This window comes from Fibrobacter sp. UWH9 (genome assembly GCF_900129715.1).
Taxonomy (GTDB): domain Bacteria; phylum Fibrobacterota; class Fibrobacteria; order Fibrobacterales; family Fibrobacteraceae; genus Fibrobacter.
Map to the genome: position 1 here is coordinate 35,598 of NZ_FQWP01000016.1, position 20,691 is coordinate 56,288.

The 20,691-nt window shown below is 48.5% G+C and carries 16 protein-coding genes; 3 read left to right on the plus strand and 13 right to left on the minus strand.

The genetic code is table 11. From position 1 onward, the window contains the following. The first annotated feature begins 11 nt into the window (after positions 1 to 11). A complete protein-coding gene (locus tag BUB94_RS12155; RefSeq protein ID WP_073161172.1) occupies positions 12 to 995 on the plus strand; it encodes an HAD family hydrolase in 984 nt (327 codons plus the stop codon). A gap of 26 nt (positions 996 to 1,021) precedes the next feature. On the opposite strand, the gene BUB94_RS12160 is transcribed toward BUB94_RS12155, so the two are convergent. Genes BUB94_RS12160 through BUB94_RS12170 form a run of 3 tightly spaced genes read right to left on the minus strand, consistent with a single transcriptional unit; the run spans position 1,022 to position 2,564 of the window. Continuing rightward, positions 1,022 to 1,741 (minus strand): hypothetical protein, encoded by a 720-nt coding sequence (locus BUB94_RS12160; RefSeq protein ID WP_073237453.1) that lies wholly within the window; start codon positions 1,739 to 1,741, stop codon positions 1,022 to 1,024. 38 nt (positions 1,742 to 1,779) lie between these two features. After that, a complete protein-coding gene (locus BUB94_RS12165) occupies positions 1,780 to 1,977 on the minus strand; it encodes a hypothetical protein (RefSeq protein WP_073161174.1) in 198 nt (65 codons plus the stop codon). A gap of 26 nt (positions 1,978 to 2,003) precedes the next feature. Then, complete coding sequence (locus BUB94_RS12170; RefSeq protein WP_139260217.1) at positions 2,004 to 2,564, minus strand: hypothetical protein; 561 nt, start codon at positions 2,562 to 2,564, stop codon at positions 2,004 to 2,006. A gap of 359 nt (positions 2,565 to 2,923) precedes the next feature. Between BUB94_RS12170 and BUB94_RS12175 the strand changes: the two genes are divergently transcribed. Then, a complete protein-coding gene (locus BUB94_RS12175) occupies positions 2,924 to 4,459 on the plus strand; it encodes an Rne/Rng family ribonuclease (protein ID WP_073161176.1) in 1,536 nt (511 codons plus the stop codon). Positions 4,460 to 4,516: 57 nt separating this feature from the next. On the opposite strand, the gene BUB94_RS12180 is transcribed toward BUB94_RS12175, so the two are convergent. Together BUB94_RS12180 and BUB94_RS12185 are read right to left on the minus strand one after the other, a co-directional pair. Beyond that, positions 4,517 to 5,374, minus strand: coding sequence for a Fic family protein (locus tag BUB94_RS12180; RefSeq protein WP_083538266.1), 858 nt, complete (start codon positions 5,372 to 5,374; stop codon positions 4,517 to 4,519). A 244-nt stretch (positions 5,375 to 5,618) separates the two neighbouring features. Further along, entirely contained in the window at positions 5,619 to 6,896 is a 1,278-nt protein-coding gene (locus BUB94_RS12185) for an O-acetylhomoserine aminocarboxypropyltransferase/cysteine synthase family protein (RefSeq protein WP_073161178.1), read from the minus strand. A 285-nt stretch (positions 6,897 to 7,181) separates the two neighbouring features. On the opposite strand from BUB94_RS12185, the gene BUB94_RS12190 reads away from it, so the two are divergent. Next, positions 7,182 to 8,081 (plus strand): DMT family transporter, encoded by a 900-nt coding sequence (locus tag BUB94_RS12190; RefSeq protein ID WP_083538273.1) that lies wholly within the window; start codon positions 7,182 to 7,184, stop codon positions 8,079 to 8,081. Here the strand turns inward: BUB94_RS12190 and BUB94_RS12195 are convergent. From BUB94_RS12195 to BUB94_RS12230, 8 genes are read right to left on the minus strand one after another with little or no spacing between them, the layout of a single operon-like run. Further along, positions 8,078 to 8,947: a patatin-like phospholipase family protein gene (locus BUB94_RS12195; RefSeq protein ID WP_249269400.1), complete on the minus strand. Its 870-nt coding sequence runs from the start codon at positions 8,945 to 8,947 to the stop codon at positions 8,078 to 8,080. The genes BUB94_RS12190 and BUB94_RS12195 overlap by 4 nt on opposite strands. Positions 8,948 to 8,967: 20 nt before the next feature. Further along, positions 8,968 to 9,510 carry an NUDIX hydrolase gene (locus BUB94_RS12200; RefSeq protein WP_073237463.1) on the minus strand — a complete coding sequence of 181 codons (543 nt, stop codon included), beginning with the start codon at positions 9,508 to 9,510 and terminating at the stop codon, positions 8,968 to 8,970. 12 nt (positions 9,511 to 9,522) lie between these two features. Further along, positions 9,523 to 12,153, minus strand: coding sequence for an ATP-binding protein (locus BUB94_RS12205; protein ID WP_083538267.1), 2,631 nt, complete (start codon positions 12,151 to 12,153; stop codon positions 9,523 to 9,525). Beyond that, the gene (locus tag BUB94_RS12210) at positions 12,143 to 13,234 is read right to left on the minus strand and encodes a BMP family ABC transporter substrate-binding protein (RefSeq protein ID WP_073286990.1); all 1,092 of its coding nucleotides are present in this window, start codon (positions 13,232 to 13,234) and stop codon (positions 12,143 to 12,145) included. The genes BUB94_RS12205 and BUB94_RS12210 overlap by 11 nt, the downstream gene beginning before the upstream one ends. Then, entirely contained in the window at positions 13,227 to 14,318 is a 1,092-nt protein-coding gene (locus tag BUB94_RS12215; RefSeq protein WP_083538268.1) for a BMP family ABC transporter substrate-binding protein, read from the minus strand. Before BUB94_RS12215 ends, BUB94_RS12210 begins: the two co-directional genes overlap by 8 nt. Further along, entirely contained in the window at positions 14,315 to 17,008 is a 2,694-nt protein-coding gene (locus BUB94_RS12220) for a response regulator (RefSeq protein WP_073237471.1), read from the minus strand. The genes BUB94_RS12215 and BUB94_RS12220 overlap by 4 nt, the downstream gene beginning before the upstream one ends. Continuing rightward, positions 17,005 to 19,236 carry a response regulator gene (locus tag BUB94_RS12225; RefSeq protein ID WP_073237473.1) on the minus strand — a complete coding sequence of 744 codons (2,232 nt, stop codon included), beginning with the start codon at positions 19,234 to 19,236 and terminating at the stop codon, positions 17,005 to 17,007. The genes BUB94_RS12220 and BUB94_RS12225 overlap by 4 nt, the downstream gene beginning before the upstream one ends. After that, positions 19,223 to 20,674: a response regulator gene (locus BUB94_RS12230; protein ID WP_139260218.1), complete on the minus strand. Its 1,452-nt coding sequence runs from the start codon at positions 20,672 to 20,674 to the stop codon at positions 19,223 to 19,225. The genes BUB94_RS12225 and BUB94_RS12230 overlap by 14 nt, the downstream gene beginning before the upstream one ends. Positions 20,675 to 20,691 lie beyond the last annotated feature (17 nt).

A 20,691-nucleotide genomic window follows, 5' to 3' on the forward strand; every position in this document is an offset into this window, starting at 1 on the left:
ACGAGGTCAATATGGCAAATTCCGCTTTTGAACAGAACATCATCGCCATGGTATGGGACTGCGACAAGACGCTCATCAGCTCTTACATGCAGGAACCCCTATTCCGTCATTTCAACGTTGACGGCGCCAAGTTCTGGCAAGAAGTGAACGCCCTAAAAAGCCACTACGCCGCCCAGGGAATTTCCGTCAATTCCGACACCAGCTACCTGAACCACATCTTGACCTATGTGAAGGCGGGGCTGTTCAAGGGACTTTCCAACAAGATGCTCCGTAGCTTCGGCAAGGAACTTGCCTTTTACCCGGGCCTTCCCGATTTTTTCGGCGAAATCAAGAAGCTGATTGAAGAAGATCCGAAATACAAGGCCTTCGACATCCGTCTGGAACATTACGTGGTCAGTACCGGTTTTGCCGAAACGATCCGTGGCAGCGCCATCGCCCCCTTTGTAGATGGAATTTTTGGATGTGAATTCATCGAAGAAGTACTGCAACCCGGTTTTCTGGATGCAAAGGACGCAGCAGGGAACGTCCCTAACGCAAACGAAGTATCCGCAAACGAAATTTCCCAGATCGCCAGCGCCCTGGACAACACTTCCAAGACCCGCTACATCTTCGAAATCAACAAGGGCAGCAACAAGTACCCCGAAACCATCGACGTCAACTCCTCTATCGCACGAGAAGTGCGCCGCGTTCCCTTCCAGAACATGGTATACATCGCCGACGGTCCCAGTGACGTTCCCGCCTTCAGCATCCTGAACAACAATGGCGGAAGCACCTTTGCCGTTTACCCCAAGGGCGACGTAAAGGGCATGCGCCAGGTGGACGCACTCCGCCGCGATGGCCGTGTGCAGATGTACGGCGAAGCGGACTACAGTGAAGCAACGACTTCATGGCTGTGGCTTACGGAAAAGGCCCGCGCCATTGCCGACAAGATCGTGGCTACCAAGCAGGCTGCCATCAAGAATAGCGCCGGCGCCCCGCCCACCCATCTTCAATAAAAAAAGCGGGCTCAGTCCCGCCTTTCTTACATCATCCAGATTTGCTGTTCCGCCAACAGGGCAATGGCCATAGGCAACATGCCGTTTGTCGCAAACTTGTCCTTGACCTTCCTGCGGAACATGTTGACCGTAAAAAGCAAGGCCGCCACAAGAACGATGACAGATACGTAGGACGCCTTCTCATCGTAAAACTGGCAGACGACACCAAGATAGACGTCAAGACAGATTCCCAGAACAGCCTTCCCCATCAGGAAAAAGGCGACTCCAAGATGGAACTTCTTCTTCTTGGCCATGGTAAAACGCCGGGCGATCTTGTACCCGATACCAAAGCAAAAAAACGGAAGGATATCCATGGTAAAGGTGATTCCGCATTCGGTAACATCAAACGAACCATCAAGAATTTTATGGGCGACGTCCTGCACTCTCGAAACAACGAATACGGCCATGAGAGAAATCCAGAAAAGCTTGCGGATGAAAAGCTTTACCGGCGATTCCCTATTTGCAGAATCTTCCCTTGCCGCCTTGACGGGCTTTACCTTTACTTTCTTTTTTTTGTTAGACTTGTTCGTCTGAATTTCCGCCTCTAACTCATGGATCCGTTCCATTACGATCTTGACTCGTTCGTCAGAGGAATCCTTCTTGACGACACCCAAAACTTCGTACAGTTCACCCAACGGCAAATTGTGAATCTTGCCGGCATAATCTTTTAGGTAAAGTTCGTCTTTTAAGTTGATCTGGTCAGACATAGATTTTTCTTCTTCCTGGAGACGAAAGATATTAAAATCTAGAAGACGTGAATCCCGATCTCACTCAGAAAACGGTTCAAGCAGAAGAGACCGAAGCCTAGAAGGAAAATCTGGATGATGATGAACGGTATGGGGTGCTCCCTGAAATGGTAATCACTGCCCTGGTGAGAAATGTTGCCGCGGACAATATTGCTGATAAACCAGGCGAAGAAAATGATGGTGAGGAGCAGGGCCATGCAGGGCAATCTACTAAATTATTGGCTTAGTTGGAGCCGAATAGTTCATCGTACTCTTTGTTGGTGTAGATGATGCCGTCCTTTTCCTTGTAACGGTATGCGGGGAGGGAATCGCCGTTGTCGCACTTGAAAATGGGATCGTAACGGCTCGGTGTATTGCAGACGATGGGAACGATGCCGTACAGAGGGGCGTTTTCATCAGTGGATGCGTAGCTTTTGGAGGCGTTTTCGCATGGAGACGGAACGTATACGGTGCTGTCCTTGCAGTGTACCGAGGGATCGGAATAGAGCACGTAGGGATATTCGCTATTGACGCTGGAAGAGGATTCTCCCATGCCGGAGGAAGACTCTGCGCAGTTACCTTCGGTGCAGTCACCGGTTATGCTGCTGGAGCTGATGTCATAAGTGGGGGCGACGCCGTAGAGTGCGATGACAGCACCACCGCCACATTCTTCATTTTGCTCGTTTGTACAGACGTTTTCGCCACCTTGGATGTATTCCGCCTCGGTGCCGCTATCGTTACAGCCGGCCCAGAAGCTGGCGGCGATACTCAAGGTGATTTTTCCCCAATGTTTCCTGATGGACATAGAGCCTCCTGGTTTCCCAAATTCCTTACGGTTAGAATATAGACTTTGGCGAAACTTTTTTGATGCGCTGGCTGAAAAATATGTTGTACAATTTGTCAACGGTTGGGGGCGTTGCGGGGGCGTGCCCCCGCAGAGGGGGTAGCAAAAGACCTTAAAAAGGGCTTGTGCGAGGGGGAGGCTTCCCCCGCATAAAAATCATATTATATATTTATGGTCCCCAGGTCTCGCGTTGGCAGGCAGTCGGTACTTTCCGTCAAGAAGCGCGCGGGGCTCGGACAGGGCCCATACTTTTGGACCGGTCTTGGGGCCAAAATCTATTATCGTGTCTATCAAGTTTTGTCGAACTTTTAGGAGTTTTAATGGCAAATAAGTGTAAGCGCGGGATTTTGATTAGCAAGACGCCTTATGAAAAGCGTATCGCTATCATGGAAGACGGTGAACTCGTCGAATTGGTAGTGGAAGGCGTTTCTTCTAATCGAGTTCTGGGCAATATTTATAAGGGCGTGGTCCAGAAGGTGCTTCCGGCACTGAAGGCTGCGTTCATTGACATCGGCCTGGAGAAGGCCGGCTTCCTCCATCAGGAAGACGCCGTCGATCGCAACGAACTGCTTCGTCGCGAATACGGTGACGATGATGACGAAGGCGGTTCCTCCAAGGAAGTGCCTATTGATGAAATCCTCCACGAAGGCCAGGAAATCATGGTCCAGGTGGTTAAGGAACCCATCAGCACCAAGGGTGCCCGTCTGACCACCCATCTCAGCTTTGCCGGCCGTTTCCTGGTCTGCATGCCGGGTACCAACTTTATCGGTGTGTCCAAGCGTGAACGTGATCCGGCCAAGCGCCGCGAATTCAAGAAGGTGGTCCGCCGCCTGAAGGGTCGCGATGTGGGCTATATCGTACGTACCAACGGCTTGAACGAATCCGAATTCGAAATCAACAAGCAGATGCGTGAACTGGAAAGCAAGTGGGAACAGACGAAGTACAACTTCGAAAACCAGCCTGCCGAAACCTGCATCTACGAAGAATCTGATTCCATCGAACAGACCGTCCGCGAATACTTTGGCGATAACACCGACTACGTGTATATCGACAACCGCGACGAATACTTCGCCCTCCGCGACTACCTGAAGGTTCTGTCTCCGGACAAGCTGGACAAGGTGAAGCTGTGGAGCAGCAACGAAAGCCTGTTCGAATACTTCAAGATCGAAAACGACTATGCACGCTCTCTCCAGCGCCAGGTCCCGCTGCCCCGCGGTGGCAACCTGGTCATCGAGCAGACCGAAGCACTGGTGTCCATCGACGTGAATACCGGTCCCAAGGTCCACGGCAAGGACCAGGGTAAGATTATTCTGGAAACCAACATCGATGCTTGCCACGAAATTGCAAAGCAGCTCCGTCTCCGCGACGTGGGCGGCCTGATCATTATCGACTTCATCGATATGGAAACCGAAGCCGACAACGAGACCGTCTACCAGGAATTCCGCAAGGCAATCCGTCGCGACAAGGCTCCCATCACCCCCGCCCCCATTAGCCAGTTCGGCCTGATGGAAGTGACCCGTAAGCGCGTCCGCGTGAACCTGATGACCGAAAAGACTCAGGTATGCCCGGTCTGCTGCGGTGGTGGCCGTATCGCTACCCTGGAAAGCACTCTCGGCATGATTGACCGTTGGATGGCTCGCGCCAAGGCCAAGGGCAAGCTCCGCGAAGTGACCCTGGTGGTCAGCCCCTTCGTTATCGACGTGATGTGCAAGGACCTGAACCGCATGTACAACTATCTGGAGTACAAGCACGGCATGAAGATCAACCTGGTGGAAGACGAACATGCCCACATCAACCAGTTCTGGATGTACGACAAGAACAACGAAGATATTACAGACCTGTACAACTTCGCTTAATTTGTCTAAAACAATCTAACGAAATAGAAAGGGCCTCGGATTCATCCGAGGTCCTTTTTAACGTACCCGCCAGGAGCCTGTTTTGTCGGAACCCTCGCGGTAAACAGCACCCATTTGCTGTAATTTAGACATTTCCCGTTCTACAGTTCTCGACGAAACTTTCAACTTCTTGGCAATCTGCTCAACAGTCAGCGTTTTTTCTCGCAGATAATCCAAAATTTTGTTCTGTCGGATAGAAAGTTCCACACTTGCGGCATCATCCCCCCTTTCTTTAAGGGATTCTGCAATGTTTTTAAGCAAATCCAGGATTCCCTGCAAAAGGAACTCCACAAAGGGGCCCGCCTCGCCTGCCTTTATGGCCTTCACAAAGGCAAAATAGTAGCGACGCTGCTGATCTTCGTCCCAATGTTCCCGGGATAGGTTCGAAAGAACGGGACTCAGCTTCTTCAGGAGCAACGATTGCCAGAGCAATCCCATGCGGCCATTGCCATCCTTGAAGGGGCGGATGTAATCCAGGGCGTAATGGAAAATGCAGGCCCTGATCAGCAGGTGGTCCTCGCTTTTCTGGAGCCACTGGAAAAGTTCCTGCATCATGTAAGGCACTTCGCTTGCAGGGGGCGCCAGGTGGATACACATCTTGCCGTTGAAAACGCAGCCGTTCCCCGTCCTGAAAGATCCCCCGTCAGGCTGGTTCGCCCCCGCCAAGTCGGCATGGGCCCGCAAAAAATCCGACAGCGAAAACACGTCGTAATCCCCCTGAAAGGGTTCATCGCAGAGGTCTCTACCGACACCGCAGCCAAAGCCGCGATGCCCCTGACGGCCTTCCAGCCAGGCCTCGCATCGGGTCGCCAAAACGGAAATCTCGATAGCCAGATTCACAATCTCCATGCTCAACTTTAAGGACGGACGATACATAATTTACCCCGACATATACATAGACAAATACAACGTCATATAGACCGACAGGAATAATATACATCCCTTGATATTGATAGTCAAGAGGGGAATGAGCGGTGAGGCATGAGATATGAGGGATGAGATACGAAAAAGAAAAACCCGCGTTGTCGCAGAAGGACATCGCGGATTTTTCAAAAATCAAGATACTGGTTTCAGATATGAGACTTCGCTATTCGCTCATATCTTGTATCTGATATCTAAACTAGACCTGTGCCAGAGCCTGTTCCAAGTCGGCGATGATATCGTTCACGTTTTCGATACCCACGCTGAAACGGATCAGGTCAGGAGCAACGCCTGCTTCGATGAGCTGTTCGTCGGAAAGCTGACGGTGGGTATGGCTTGCGGGATGCAGCACGCAGCTACGGGCGTCGGCCACATGGGTCACGATGCAGATCAGCTTCAGGGCATCCATGAACTGGATGGACTTGTCGCGGCCACCCTTGATACCGAAGGTGAGCACGCCGCAGGGCAGGCCGCCCTTGAACTGCTTCTGGGCCAGGGCGTAGGAAGCATTGTCTTCGAGGCCGGCGTAATCCACCCAAGCGACCTTCGGATGGTTCTTCAGGTACTTGGCGCAGGCCAGAGCGTTTTCGCAGTGACGGGGCATACGGAGGAACAGAGTTTCCAGGCCCACATTCAGGAGGAAAGCATTCTGGGGAGACTGGATGGAACCCAGGTCGCGCATGAGCTGCACGGTAGCCTTGGTGATGTAGCAGAGCTTGCCGAAGGACTTGGTGTAAGTCAGGCCGTGGTAAGACGGATCCGGTTCGGTGAGGCCCTTGAACTTGTCGTGCTGGGCTTCCCAGTCGAAGTTACCGCTGTCAACCACAACACCACCCACAGCCATGGCATGACCGTCCATGTACTTGGTGGTAGAGTGGGTCACGATGTCTGCGCCGAATTCGAAGGGGCGGCAGAGAATCGGGGTGGGGAAAGTGTTGTCGATGATCAGAGGCACGCCGTGCTTGTGAGCCAAGTTGGCGAAGCGCTGCAGGTCAAGAATCTTGCCGGCGGGGTTAGCCACAGTTTCACCGAAGACGCACTTGGTGTTGGGGCGGAAAGCCTTCTCGATTTCTTCGTCGGAAGCGTCCTGGTCGATGAAGGTGCATTCGATGCCCAGCTTCTTCATGGTAACGCTGAAGAGGTTGCTGGTACCGCCGTAGATTGCGGAAGTAGAAATGAAGTGGTCACCGGCTTCGCAGATGTTGAACACGGCGTAGAAGTTTGCAGCCTGACCGGAAGAGGTGAGCATGGCACCTACGCCACCTTCCAGCTGAGCGATCTTGGAGGCAACAGCGTCGTTGGTGGGGTTCTGGAGACGGGTGTAGAAGTAGCCGGATTCCTTCAGGTCGAACAAGTCAGCCATCTGGGCGGAAGTGTCGTACTTGAAAGTGGTGCTCTGGTAGATGGGGAGCACGCGGGGTTCGCCCTTCTTGGGGGTCCAACCGGCCTGAACACACAATGTTTCGAGATTTGCCATATTTTCCTCTTTATGTTAAATGCACTAATCGCTTCGGCCACCTGCCGTGCAATCTGATGCACGCGGGGTTAAACCGCAGATTGATGCTCCAAATATAGCTAGTTCCTATAGCCAACACAATATAAACACCCGCCATATAAAACAATCCTGCAAGATCTTCCCCCTGCTATAAGGTTTTAATTATAAGCGGCAATAAATAAAAACTATAACATTTAACATTCTCTTTAAAATTTGCGTTTCCCGTATGCTTATCAAACCAAAAACAGAATTTCTATCTTTGAAGTCATGATTTGGCACCTACTCGCAATTGTCACCATGATTTTCTGGGGCACCAGCTTCGTCAGCACCAAGGTTCTGATCGAGCACGGCTTTTCCCCCATCCAGATTTTCTTTATACGATTTGCGACAACCTACCTGATGCTTTTGATCGCCAACCACAAGAAGTTCTTTTCTGACTGCTGGAAAGATGAGCTCAAATTTTTATTGGGAGGTTTTACCGGCTGCACCACTTACTTCTGGGCAGAAAACACCGCACTGTCGCTTTCACCAAGCAGCAACGTGTCGCTGATCGTGTGTACCAACCCCCTGATGATCATGATTGTTGGCGGCCTGCTCTACAAGGCGGAGCGTCTGAACCGGCGCCAGATTTTTGGAAGTATCGTCACCTTCCTGGGTGCCGCGCTGGTGGTTCTAAACGGGAAATTCATCCTGAAGCTTTCACCTGTCGGCGACCTGTTGGCATTCGGTGCCGCCGTGTCCTGGGTATTCTACGCCTTCAGCACCCAGAAGACCCGCGAAAAGTACAGCACCAGTTTCGCCATTCGAAAGATTTTCTTTTACGGGGTACTTACGTCCCTGCCGCTGATGATTCTTGACTGCATAGGAATCCCGGGTTCAACCCTATTCGGGCAAACTCACAACATCCCATGGGAGGCGTTCCGGGAACCCGTGGTCATCGGAAACTTTTTATGTCTCTGCATTTTCAGCAACCTGTTCGGCTACCTGATATGGAACAAGGTGATGATGAAACTGGGGACGGTTCTCGCCAGCAACTACATTTTCGCCATTCCCCTCATTACCATGATCACGGCGGTCATTACCATCGGGGAATACATTTCTCCCGTGGCAATCGCAGGGGCGGTCGCCATTATAACTGGGATGATTTTAGCGGAATATAAACGCTAACCTTCCAGGAACTTCTTGAGAGCGGGAATCAAGCGCTCGCCATCCCGCAGGCCCATCTTGTAAAGTTCCTTCAGCTTTTCGGTATCCTTTTCGATACGGCTGATCTGGAACGGTTCGCTGGGGCGGAACACAAAGGACTTGCCTTCACCTTCCCACTGCTTTAAGGTGGCCAGCGCCTGGTTGTAGCGGATATGGCGAGTAGCAGCCGCGGCAACGAACTTCGGATACTTGCGGTACATCAGCTTGAACAGCGGGATCATGGAATTGGGCTTCTTGACATAACCTTCCTGTTGAGTCAAGATGACCACCTGCTTCTTGAAACCCTTGCTATCCATGAACTGGAAGGGGATGCTGTCGGCAATGCCGCCATCCAGAAGTTTTTTACCGCGGAGTTCCACAATCTTACTGACCAGCGGCAAGGATGCCGAAGCGCGAACACATTCAAGACCGTCGCCCTTGTCCACATCCTGGGTCAGAAGGTATTCGCCTTCGCCCGTTTCCAGGTTCGTGCAGACAGAATAAAAATCGGAAATATGGGCATTCTCTTCGAACTTGGCATAGTCAAAGATGTCAATCTCGCGGGGAATGGTAACGTAGCAGAACTCTCTCGGGAAAAAGTCTTCGCCCTTCAACAGATACTTGAAACCGCTATACCGCGGATCCTTGGAATGGACCGTATCGATGCGCATATTGCGTTCGCGCTGTTCCGACAGAAAACTGCAGATATGGGTGGCGCCGGCAGAGGTTCCTGCATAACCGCCAAACTTAATCCCGTGATCCAACAGAATATCCAACACGCCGCCAGAATAGGCGCCACGCATGCCGCCACCTTCAAGAACCAGAGCTACATCCTTAAACATTGCCATATAATCGTTCCTTCAGTATGTTAGAACACCAAGTTGCTTTCCAGCCAGGCATAATCCTTGGGATGGTCTACGAACTTTTCGGGATTCAGCTTATGCTTCGCAAAAAATTCTTCGCGGGTCATCCATACAAAATCGTCCACTTCGCCAGGCTGGGGAACAAGGCTAGCGGCCTCTTCATCAGACAGGACAATCTTGTAGGTGTCGTAATATTCATTGTCCAGATAGGAGCCACCGTTCAGCACGCTCTCATGTCCAGACTCGAAAAGGTACTCCAGTTCTTCGGCGGTTTTCGTAACGCCCAACTCTTCCCGCAATTCACGGACAGCGGCATTACGGCTACTATCGCCCGCAGAAATATGGCCTGCGCAACTGGTATCCAGAAGCCCCGGATTGTTTTCCTTTACAGCGGCGCGCAGCTGAAACAGAATACGGCCGCTCTTGTCAAAAGCCCAGATATGCACCGTTCTGTGCCAAAGGCCCTTCTCGTGTACTTCAGTACGGCCACGGGAATAGCCAGCGAAAGTTCCATCCGGATTCAACACATCAATCTGTTCTTCAGTCATTTTATTACCTCATCATGCCCGATGATCCTTGGCAAAATCCGTAAGGACTTTCAAGAAGTTACGATATTCGGCCATCAGCGCGTCATGATGCATCTGCACATAGTCAAAATGCCCATCCTTGCAGGCAAATTCCATGGCCTTGGCACGGCTCGAAAATTCCACTGCGCCAATAGTCAAGGAAGTACTCTTCAGGGAGTGAACGCAAATTCTATAGGATTCGAAATCGCCATCCTTCAAGGACGCATTCAATTCAGATTCCTTATTGGTCTTCACAAATTCGGTCAGCATTTCGCGATAGAACGTTTCATCATTCATGCAATAGCCTAGACCGATTTCTACATCCACAAAACCCGTTGCAGAAAGATCCACCAGATCCTTGGAAATATTCAAAGCCTTTCCATATCTTGGAGACTTTTCTTCCGGCTGAGTTTTTTCCTTATTTGCAAGAGGCACAGAAACTACAGGAGTCTGATACAGGTCATCCAACGACTTGGGTTCCGCAACAGGCTTAGGCTGGTCAACCATCACGAGAAGGTCAGACGGCAGATAGTCCAGCAAGACACCCAGCAAATCCGCTTCGCGAATCGGCTTTGACAGATAATCAGAGAATCCCGCCTGCAAATACAGATCGCGGGCATGCTTATCGGCATTGGCGGTCAGCATGATTACAGGCGTACTCTCGTTCGGATGTCCAGAAAGGGTATGCATCAGCGAAACCGTTTCCATACCATCCATTACAGGCATCATATGGTCAAGGAATATGACATCGTAATGTTTACGCTTGATTTTTTCCAGAGCTTCCATTCCGTTGAGTGCAGTATCGATCTGCACCTGCGTATCCTTCAAGAGGCCACTCATCACACGAAGATTCATGGGAACGTCATCAACCACCAGGATATTGGCGTGAGGAGCCCTAAAGCGGTTACGGGAAATATCAACCGTCACTGCCTTGTTGCAACGTTCATTAAAATCACCAATAGGTTCGCTACGCTTCACAATCTGCGGAATCGCCACGATAAACGTAGAACCCTTTCCATATTCACTTTCCACCTGGATGTCGCCACCCATCAAGTCAACAAGACGCTTAGTCAGATTCAAGCCAAGGCCCGTTCCTTCGATATTGCGGTTACGCTTTTCTTCTAGGCGCTGGAACGTCGCAAACAACTTGTCGACATCCTCATTGCGAATTCCAATACCAGTATCCTGAACGGCAATCACCAAATTGATGGTACGGAGATCCGGAGAACCCAACTGCGAACCCATATTGTTCCGTTCGTAAGACACTCTCAAGATTACGCTTCCACTGGGAGTATACTTGACCGCATTCGACAACAGGTTATTGATAATCTGACGCACACGGACTTCATCACCCATCAAGCCCGATGGCATGGACTTATCCACTTCTACACGAAGATCCAACGACTTTTCGTTGGCGCGCATAGACACCATGTTACGGCATTCATTGAGCACAGAGAACAAGTCATATTCAACAGGAACGATTTCCATGCGGCCCGATTCAATTTTGGAAATATCCAGGATGTCGTTAATAATCGAAAGCAGCGTATGGCCCGCACTCTGAATATTTAGGGCATATTCCTTCAAGGTCGGATCCTTGCATTCCTTCAGCAACATTGTATCCATACCCAGAATTCCGTTAATCGGAGTACGAATTTCATGGCTCATGTTAGCCAGGAACTGACTCTTGGCCAGGCTTGCCTTTTCTGCCAGGACCTTCGCTTCTCTCAAGGTCACATTTTCTTCCGCCTTACGTTCCGACACAAATATGAAGCCAAAGCCGATAAGGAACAAGAGCAGCAAAATTCCGAAAACCCAGAAAATCAGGAGGGTAATATCTTCAACACCCTTTGCGGCAACCGATTCGGGAACCATGCCAACAAGAGAAAGACCAGGTTGCTTCAAGTCCGCCATAAAGAAGAAGTAACCCTTTCCGCCCACATCTTCGCGTACGGCTGCGGCAATAGAAACATTCAGAAGTTTTTTCAGCTGAACGCGAATGGGATCAAAGTTTCCGTTCTGCCAAATCGGATTTTCAGAAAGCGGGTTATTGGCCGAACCCACAATCACCTGATCATCGGCATTACGAATCGAAGAATAGCATTCCCCATCATAACAGCGATTGTCGAAATAGCGAAGAACTTCAGACTCGCTATAGATTTTATAAAGGACATAACGAACGTTTCTACCATGGTATATGGGAACGCTAAAAAGGAAGCCCTTGCCCTCGCTATAGCTGACAGCCTCATTCCCTCGAAATGACTGGGCGATGCTTGAAAAATCGGCAGGCGAAACCGTTACTGACGTATCACCCACAATAAGCTTTCCCTTTAGATTCAACACTCCATAGGAAATCCCATTTTCCTTTCGGTAGCTTTCCAGGATTACGGACATTCTTGAACTATCCTTTTCCATTTCCCTAGAAATTCCCGACAGGAATTCAAGCTGGACGCTCACCCGTTCATCCACGAGTTCAGCCATGATGGCAGCCTGCTTTGATACCTGGCTTGAAACATATCCATAAAAAAGGCTATCCAGTCTAAAACGCAGCAAACCGGCCACAAGACACAGGACAGAGGCAAACGCCACCATCCAAAGGATCATCCTCAATCGAATACTAGTCTTCATAAATGACCACCCCCTTCACAAACCAATCCATACTATCACGTAAAATTTGATCGCTGACAATTTCATCCTTGGCACAACGCCTTTTCTTCTTATTGTCATAAATCGGACCGGAAAAAACATCCATCCCACTTTTCATCTGGAGAACAGTCTCGTTCAAGACGTTCTTGACAGAATCACTTACGAGAGAAGAATAAAAAGACAACCCTACTGCATCAGTTTCTATGCCAATCCAATAATTAGACAGACTTTGCTTTTTCTGAAAGTAATCCTGGATGATGGACTTGTAGACAATTTCCCAATTCGTCGAGACAGATGTCAGCACATTAGGCGAATAGGAAGAAGAGTCCAAATTATAACCGATGGACATCACGCCCATCACTTCGGCTTCCTTCAGAACCCAATCCTGATTTTGATGATATGCCACCAGGTCAACGCCTGCACCATTCACCAGACGATTCACATTATCCTTTTCAATATCCTCATCATCCCAGGCACCTGTCCACGAAACAAAAATCTTTGCTTCGGGATTTACCTTGGCAACGCCCAGCGCAAAGGCATTTATTCCACGATTCACTTCATTATTATTCATGGCTGCCACATAGCCAATCTTGTTGTTCTTCGTAGACAGGCCGGCAACAATTCCGGAAAGGAACCTGGCCTGATAAACTCTCGCAAAATAAACCTTGTAATTTTCTTCATCCGACATGGACAGGTAAGAGAAGAACATCACCTTGGGATATTTACGTATAGTTGACAGGACTTCCTGCGGATAATTGTAGCTGCCAAGAATAACCATCTTTGCGCCAGCCTCAACAAGGCTATCAATTGCAGCTGCACAAAGTCCCGAGTTCTCACGAGCATTTTCAACCAGCAAAACTTTTACGCCCAAATTTTCGGCGGCTTCCGCAATACCCTTGTAATGAATGCCGTTCCAGCCCAATTCATTCACGCGGCCGGGCATAATGACTCCTATCACTGATTCAGGAGTCTCCTTTTCGCTACCAAAAGACAAAATCGACGAAATAATGACCGTTGTCAGGATGATGCAGACAAGGGGAATTGTCCATAACAATTTATTCATTCACCACCCCTTTCACATACCAGTCAAAATGTTCAAGCATATCCACATCGGTCATGCTTTCACCATCATTTACGCGAACATCTCCATGGTTATCTTCAATGGGGCCATAAAAGACATCGTAGGCGCCAGATTTCAAACGTTCGAATTCTACGTCAACGATTTTCCTTGCGGAATCCGGAACAAGAGCCGTCATTGGAGCCAGGCCAATAATATCGCTATCAACACCAAGCCAGGCATGATCGCCAACAAACTTGTCCTGCAAGATAGCCATGATCTTGGGAGAGTAATAATTCTCCCAGCGCCATACCGGGGCTGTCATAAACGTTCTCGGGAAACGGTTTCCATTATCCAGGTTATACCCAATCATCCGAATATTCCGATGTTCTGCAATATCGTAAGGGCTCAGGGCATCCACATGGACCGTCAACACGTCTATATTATGCTTATTAATCAAGTCATTAGTCGCATCCGCAGCCAAGGCAGAGTCTTCCCAGGAATGGCTCCAACCCACAAAAACCTTCGCTTCGGGGTTCACTTTGGCGACTCCCAGCGCAAAGGCGTTTATTCCACGATTCACTTCAGAAATATCAAATGCAGCCACATAACCAATTTCGTTCGTCTTCGTAGTAAGACCTGCCACGATTCCCGACAAATAACGCATCTGGTAAATTCGTCCAAAGAAAGTAGATACGTTAGATTTATAATCGATACCTGACGCATGTATAAATTTGACTTCAGGATATTTCTCGGCCATCCGCACTACAGTTTTTCCAAACCCGAAGGAATTGGCCACAACAATACGAGCTCCTTTTTTTATGGCAGATTCCATAATGCGTTCCGTCAGGGAATCCTCGGACACATTCTCATAATAGAGCACTTCCAGATTAAGCCTGTCAGCAACTTTCTCCATGGCCTCATAATGAGATTCGCTCCAGCTGTGATCATTTCGCGGGCCGTTCATGATTACGGCCACCTTCGTACGATGGAGAGTCACATTGGTCTCAACTTTCTTATCCTGCATCATCAAAATGCCGATGGCAATGATCATCAGGATACTTCCAAATACAAAGCCTACCATTCTCATTTTGCGTTCAATCCTTCACGAATCTTTCGAAGAACATTGGCATATGAAGCAATCAGTTCAACATGCCTCTTACGCACATAGTCAATCTTACCTTCCTTGCAAGCCATCTCGATCGACTTGGCATCTCGTGACAATTCCTCGGCACCAATTGTGCGGGCAGTACCTCTAAGGGCATGAACCAGAATCTGATAATTCATCCATTCACCAGAATCGTATGCACGTTCCAATTCCTTCCGCTTGTCATCCAGCAGGAATTCAGAAAGCATTTCCCTAAAGAATTCCTCGTCATTAATGCAGTTTTCCAGTCCAAGTTTAACATCCAGGACATCTTCAAAAACAGACAGGCGCTCATTGGGACTTTGAGGAGTAACCATATCCAATTCCAGGTCGCCAACAAGTTCACGCTTTTTCTTCTTTTCAGATTCGCTAGAAGCCACCTGATAGAATCCGTTCACTTTGTCATAAGTAGCCAGTAGAGCCGACGTTTCTTCTTCCAGGTTCTTAGCGGACATCTCTTCATAGGGAGACATATTCAAGTCTTCTCGGGTAAGAACCAAATGCTTGGGCAAATACCACTTCAAGGCACGAAGCAAATCTTCTTCCATAAGCGGCTTAGGAATATAATCGGCAATGCCCACACTCAAATAGGATTCCTTATCTACAGGAACAGGGCCTGCAATCATAATGACCACAGGAGTGTCCTTGCACAAGTTGACAGAGAGGCGCTTCATCCTTTCAAAGGTTTCTCGGCCGTCCATCATAGGCATCATATTGTCAAGCAAAATCAGATCATAATGTCTTACCTGGACCATATCCAGACACTGAGACCCATTTAATGCCGTATCGATTTGAACGCGGGTTTCCTTCAGCAAACCACGAATCACCTTCAGATTCAATTCTGCATCGTCGACCGCCAATATGCGGGCAGCAGGAGCAAACAACATTTCTGAGCCCAGCGATTCCTTTTCAGAACCGTTCTTATAGCGAGTCGCAAAATCGCCCATAGGTTCAACATTCAACACGAGCTGCGGAATCGAAACCATATATGTAGCGCCCTCACCAAAACGGCTCTTCACGATAATTTCGCCACCACACATGGAAATCAGTTTTTTTGTCAGGCTAAGACTAAATCGAGTTCCGGCAGGTTTCGGTTCATTCGTCATCTGGAACAATCCGAGAATGGAATCCGTATTTTCGTCGCGGATTCCCACGCCCGAATCCTTTACCGTAATTTTCAGATTGATGCATTCATCCAGACGTTGTTCACCCTGATTGGGAATCACATCATAACTGATAATCAGACGAACTTCACCTAATTCCGTATACAAGATGGCATTGGTCAGAAGGTTCACAATAATCTGACGGATTCGGTCTTCATCACCCCACAGGCTAGACGGAATATCAGGATCACATTCCAGGGAGAAGTGCAAATTTTTGGCGGTAGCCCTTGGCGAAACCGTATCAAAGCAATCCTTCAGCACCGAATACAATTCATACTGCACAGGATTCAATACAAATTCGCCACTTTCTATTTTCGCGATTTCCTGAACTTCATGAACGACAGACAAAAGTCCTATAGAGGCGACCTGCACGTTTTTAACATAGTCATGAACACTTTCATCACGGGCATCACGAAGGAGAATTCGAGTCATCCCCAGAATTCCGTTCAGAGGCGTCCTAAGTTCCTTGGCTACGGAATCCAGGAAGTCAGACTTTCTACGTACCGATCTGACAACACGGATTCGATTGATCAAGGTGATTGTACAAAGCACTACGATTACAATAAAGATCGAACCAAAGACAACCAGCACCTGCACCAGAATTACACGGGAATGGCCAAAGACCTGGCTCTTTTTAACAAGGGAGACCATGTTCCAGCCATTTTGGACAGCCATGGAGAAAACCATATATTTGTCTTTATGGTACACAAATTCAAAGGGCTTTTCACCGGCCAGCAAAATTTCACGAGCAAGCTTTTCTTCATCCATTCCCCATGCTTCAGAAGAAAGACAATCAAAGCCCTGGCGAATTTCACCGGAACTGGCTATAACAAGGCCATCCCTATCCATAACCATCCAGATATCGCCAACCTTTTCTTTTCTGGAGGCGATGAAACGGGACAAGCTCGCCAAGGGCAAAGTAAATGCGACCACATTTTTTTCGTCCAACAAGCTCTTACTAAAGGAGATTACAGGCTTTGCGGAATTAGTGCTGGTAAACGGTTTTCCAACGACAACACGACCATGAGTACGCACAGCATCCTTATACCAGGGTCTACGCAACGGCATATACTCATCGCCAGGAAGCCAGTCTCCATCGTGAACAAACTCTCCATTCACAACTCCAAACACATTGCCTGATAGGGAATCCGTCTGCTTAGAAGCCCTTTTCATTTCCAGGGCCATAAATTCCTGGATTTTTTCGACAGGTTCGCCGGAGGCAATCAGATGATCAACAATCATCGCGGCCGACTCTAGCGCAAAACTTGCCCTATACAGAAAGTCATTCAAGGCCTCGGCATTCTGACGGTGCTTGAAATCAGCAAGAAGAACGGCATCCCGCTCATTCTGTCTCAAAAAATTTTTCGAAACGAACATTGCACATAGGGCGACGCAGCCCAAAAACAACATCATCACAATGATGTAGTATGCAACATAACGCCCTTCTCTTGCACCGTTTCTAGATGTCATAAACCAAGAGCCTCATTGATCTTCTTTATCACCACCTGATAGTTCTTCATCATCGAGCCGTGATTACATTTCACGAAGGCAACATCTCCAGAAGAGCAAGCCATTTCCAGAGCCTTGGCCTCTTCCGACAATTTCTTTGCACCGATGGTAAGAGAAGTGCTCTTCAGGGCGTGCACAACAATCCTGTAATTCTTCCAGTCTGCCGCAACGAAAAACTTTTCCAGTTCTTCGCTCTTGTTTCCGGCAAGATATTCCTGCAGCATTTCGATGTAGAAACTTTCGTCGTTCATACACAGTTCAAGGCCGGACTGGGCATCAAGTTCGCGAAGAGTACAAATCTTTTCGTAAGTAGACTTCTTTTCCTTTAAGTCGGAAGCGCTGGAGCTTTCAGCAGAGGAATCACCATCTACTCTTTTTTCGTTTCCATCAGAATGATTCAGGTATTTCCTAATCAGGAATAGCAGTTCCTGCTCACGAACGGGCTTTGACAGATAGTCGCTAAACCCTTCCTTAAGGTAATATTCCCTGGCACCGATAATCGCATTGGCGGTAAGCATCACTACCGGGACTTTTTCATTCTTATTTCCCGGAAGACTCCGCATCAGACGCATGGTTTCCACGCCATCCATTTCCGGCATCATGTGATCCAGGAAAATCATGTCGTAATTATTCTTTTGGACCATCTCCAGGGCCTGACGACCACTCAAGACGGCATCCACCTGCATGCCAGTATCCTTAAGCAAGCCCTCCACAACCTTCAGGTTCATCTTGACATCATCAACCACAAGAATGCGCTTGCCGGCCGCTTCCAGATGAACCTTGGGCAGTTCCTGCTTTGATGCCAGAGAACGATACTTCTCGGAGAAGTTACCCATCTTATCAGGATTCTTTACAACCTGAGGAATGCTGACAAAGAACGTGGAGCCCGAGCCATACTCACTGATGACGTGAATTTCGCCATCCATCATATCAACAAGCTTGCGAGAAAGATTCAAACCGAGCCCGGTACCTTCCACATTGCGATTCTTCATTTCGTCAATGCGCTGGAACATCTGGAAGAGTTTGCTCTGGTCTTCACACTTGATTCCCTTACCCGAATCGCTTACCGCGATTTTCAACAGGATCTTGGAACCAACTTCCAAGGTATCACAATCCAACGGTTCAAAACCAACCGTAAGCTTTACAAATCCCTGTTCGGTGTATTTCACTGCGTTAGAAAGCAGGTTGTTTATAATCTGACGAATTCTAACTTCATCACCCAAAAGTCCGACCGGGAGATTTTCATCCACATCCAGACGGAAGTTCAAGTTCTTGTCTTCGGCCTTCGTCACAACCATGTTATAGCAGTCATTCAAAACCGAGAACAACTCATAGTTGTTCAGCAGAATTTCCATTTTTCCGGATTCAATCTTTGAAATATCAAGGATAGAGTTGATAATCGAAAGCAGAGTATGGCTTGCACTCTGAATGTTCAGCGCATACTCCTTTAAATTATCATCATTACATTCCTTCAACAGCATGGTGTTCATGCCCAGAATACCGTTGATAGGAGTGCGAATTTCGTGACTCATGTTCGCCAGGAATTCAGACTTGGCGCGGCTCGCCACCTTCAAGTCTTCCATGGTTTCGCGAAGTTTCTTTTCCTGGTCTAGTAGCAAACGGTTCTGCTTTCTGTAGGCGTAATCCTGGTACTTAAAGATGGTTCCGAAAATTGCAGACACAATGGCCAGCGAGATGACCATATTCCTGATTCTAAAATCGGCAGGCATTTCTGCAAGCAGACCAGGATGTACGTCAAAGTAAAAGATACAGGCACTGAGCGACACCAGCCCCACCACATACACGATATAGCTGAGCGCACCACGCAACGTAAGGAAGGCAAAAATAAGTCCCAGCACGAACCACAGAATCGTACCGCTCTCAAGACCACCCAAATTCTGATAAATCAACGGAAAGAAAATAACGTTTGCGCCACCAGTCACCACAACACCCGCAAGCTGAGGATGCTTCTTTACCGACAGCACAAGTCCAACGCAAACAACCGCAAGAAGAGCAAGAATAATAAGCCCGTACTTATCCCTTTCGAAAAAAAGCACGAACATCGAAATGACAAAGCCACCCACCAGAACAGCCCAGAGGATCAGATTCAGAAGACGAGTCTGAATCTCGATTTTTTCATCGAAAAAAATCTGCCTGAACTGTTGCAACCGAGACTTAGAATTCTCCATAAAAACCCTCATCGCGCATTTCGTAATCAGCGTCTTCCCAAATCATTTCCAGCATCAAGTCTGCAATCTGCGGATCGAATTGTAGGCCGCGTCCCCTCTCGATTTCAGCACGGACCACCGCCTGAGGAAGCGCACTACGATAGCTACGACGGGAAGTCATGGCATCATAGGCATCTGCGACAGCAATGATTCTTGCAATTTCAGGAATAGCATCATCCTTCAATCCGTCGGGATACCCCGTGCCATCATAACGTTCATGATGCCAGTGGGCGCCAATTTCCATATTGGGCATTTCAGAAATATTCTTCAGGATTTCCGCACCAATGGAAGGATGGGCCTTGATGACTCCATACTCAGAATCAGTCAACCGACTGGTCTTGTTGATAATGGCATCGGGGATGCCGATCTTGCCGATATCATGAAGCATGGCAATAAAGTAAATCTCTTCCAGTTCAGAAGGAGTTTTGCCCATACGTCTCCCAAGTTCACGGGAATACTTGGCCACGCGTCTTGAATGACCATTGGTATACTTATCCTTGGCGTCAATGGTACTGGCAAGAGTCGTAACCACCTGCAATGACAAGTTGGCCACCTTGCGACGACTATCGCTCAATTCCGCAGTACGCTTTTCCACTTCTTCCTGAAGGGAATCCTGCAAGCGCTTCAAATCGAGAATTCGGTTCAGTCGGTGCAACAGCACGTCCGCCACGAAAGGTTTCTGGATGTAGTCCAGGGCGCCAGCCTTGAACACCTGAATTTCGGTTTCACGATCGTTGTCCGCAGTCAAAAAGACAACCGGAAGTTTGTCACCGTCCGGCAGCAAACGGATCTGCTCCAGCAACTGGAAACCGTTCATTTCCGGCATATGCAAATCCAGCAGGGCCAGGGCAGGAGTAGAAGTCTTCAGATACTCAAGGGCAGCCTTACCCGAAGACACGCAAGACACATCGTAATAGCTCCCCAGCATACGCTGAGCAAAACGAAGGTTCATGTTGTCATCATCAACCACAAGAATGCACTGCCTAGAAGTTTCGCGGAAAACCTTGGAAATCTGTTCTACCAGGCTAACAGGCAAAATGGGCTTCTGTATAAAATCCAGGGCACCCAACGACTGTACAATCCTCTTTCGTTCACCATCGATGGTACCCGTAAGAAAAACGACCTTTGTACTTCTAATCTTTTCTTCGGCCCTAATAAGCCTCAACGTATCCAGGCCATTCAGTCCCGGCATTTCAACATCAAGGAGAACAAGGTCCACCTGAGACCGACGCAATACATCGAGGCAAGATTCCCCTGAATTGGCTGTCAAGACCTCAAAGGAAAATCCTTTCAGGATCTGTTCAGTCATCTTCATGGATAGATGATCGTCGTCTACAACCAGGATTTTTTTCCCTCGCCCTTCCATATCGGCTCCTTCTACAGTCTTCCTTAACCTCAAACATCCATACAAGCAAA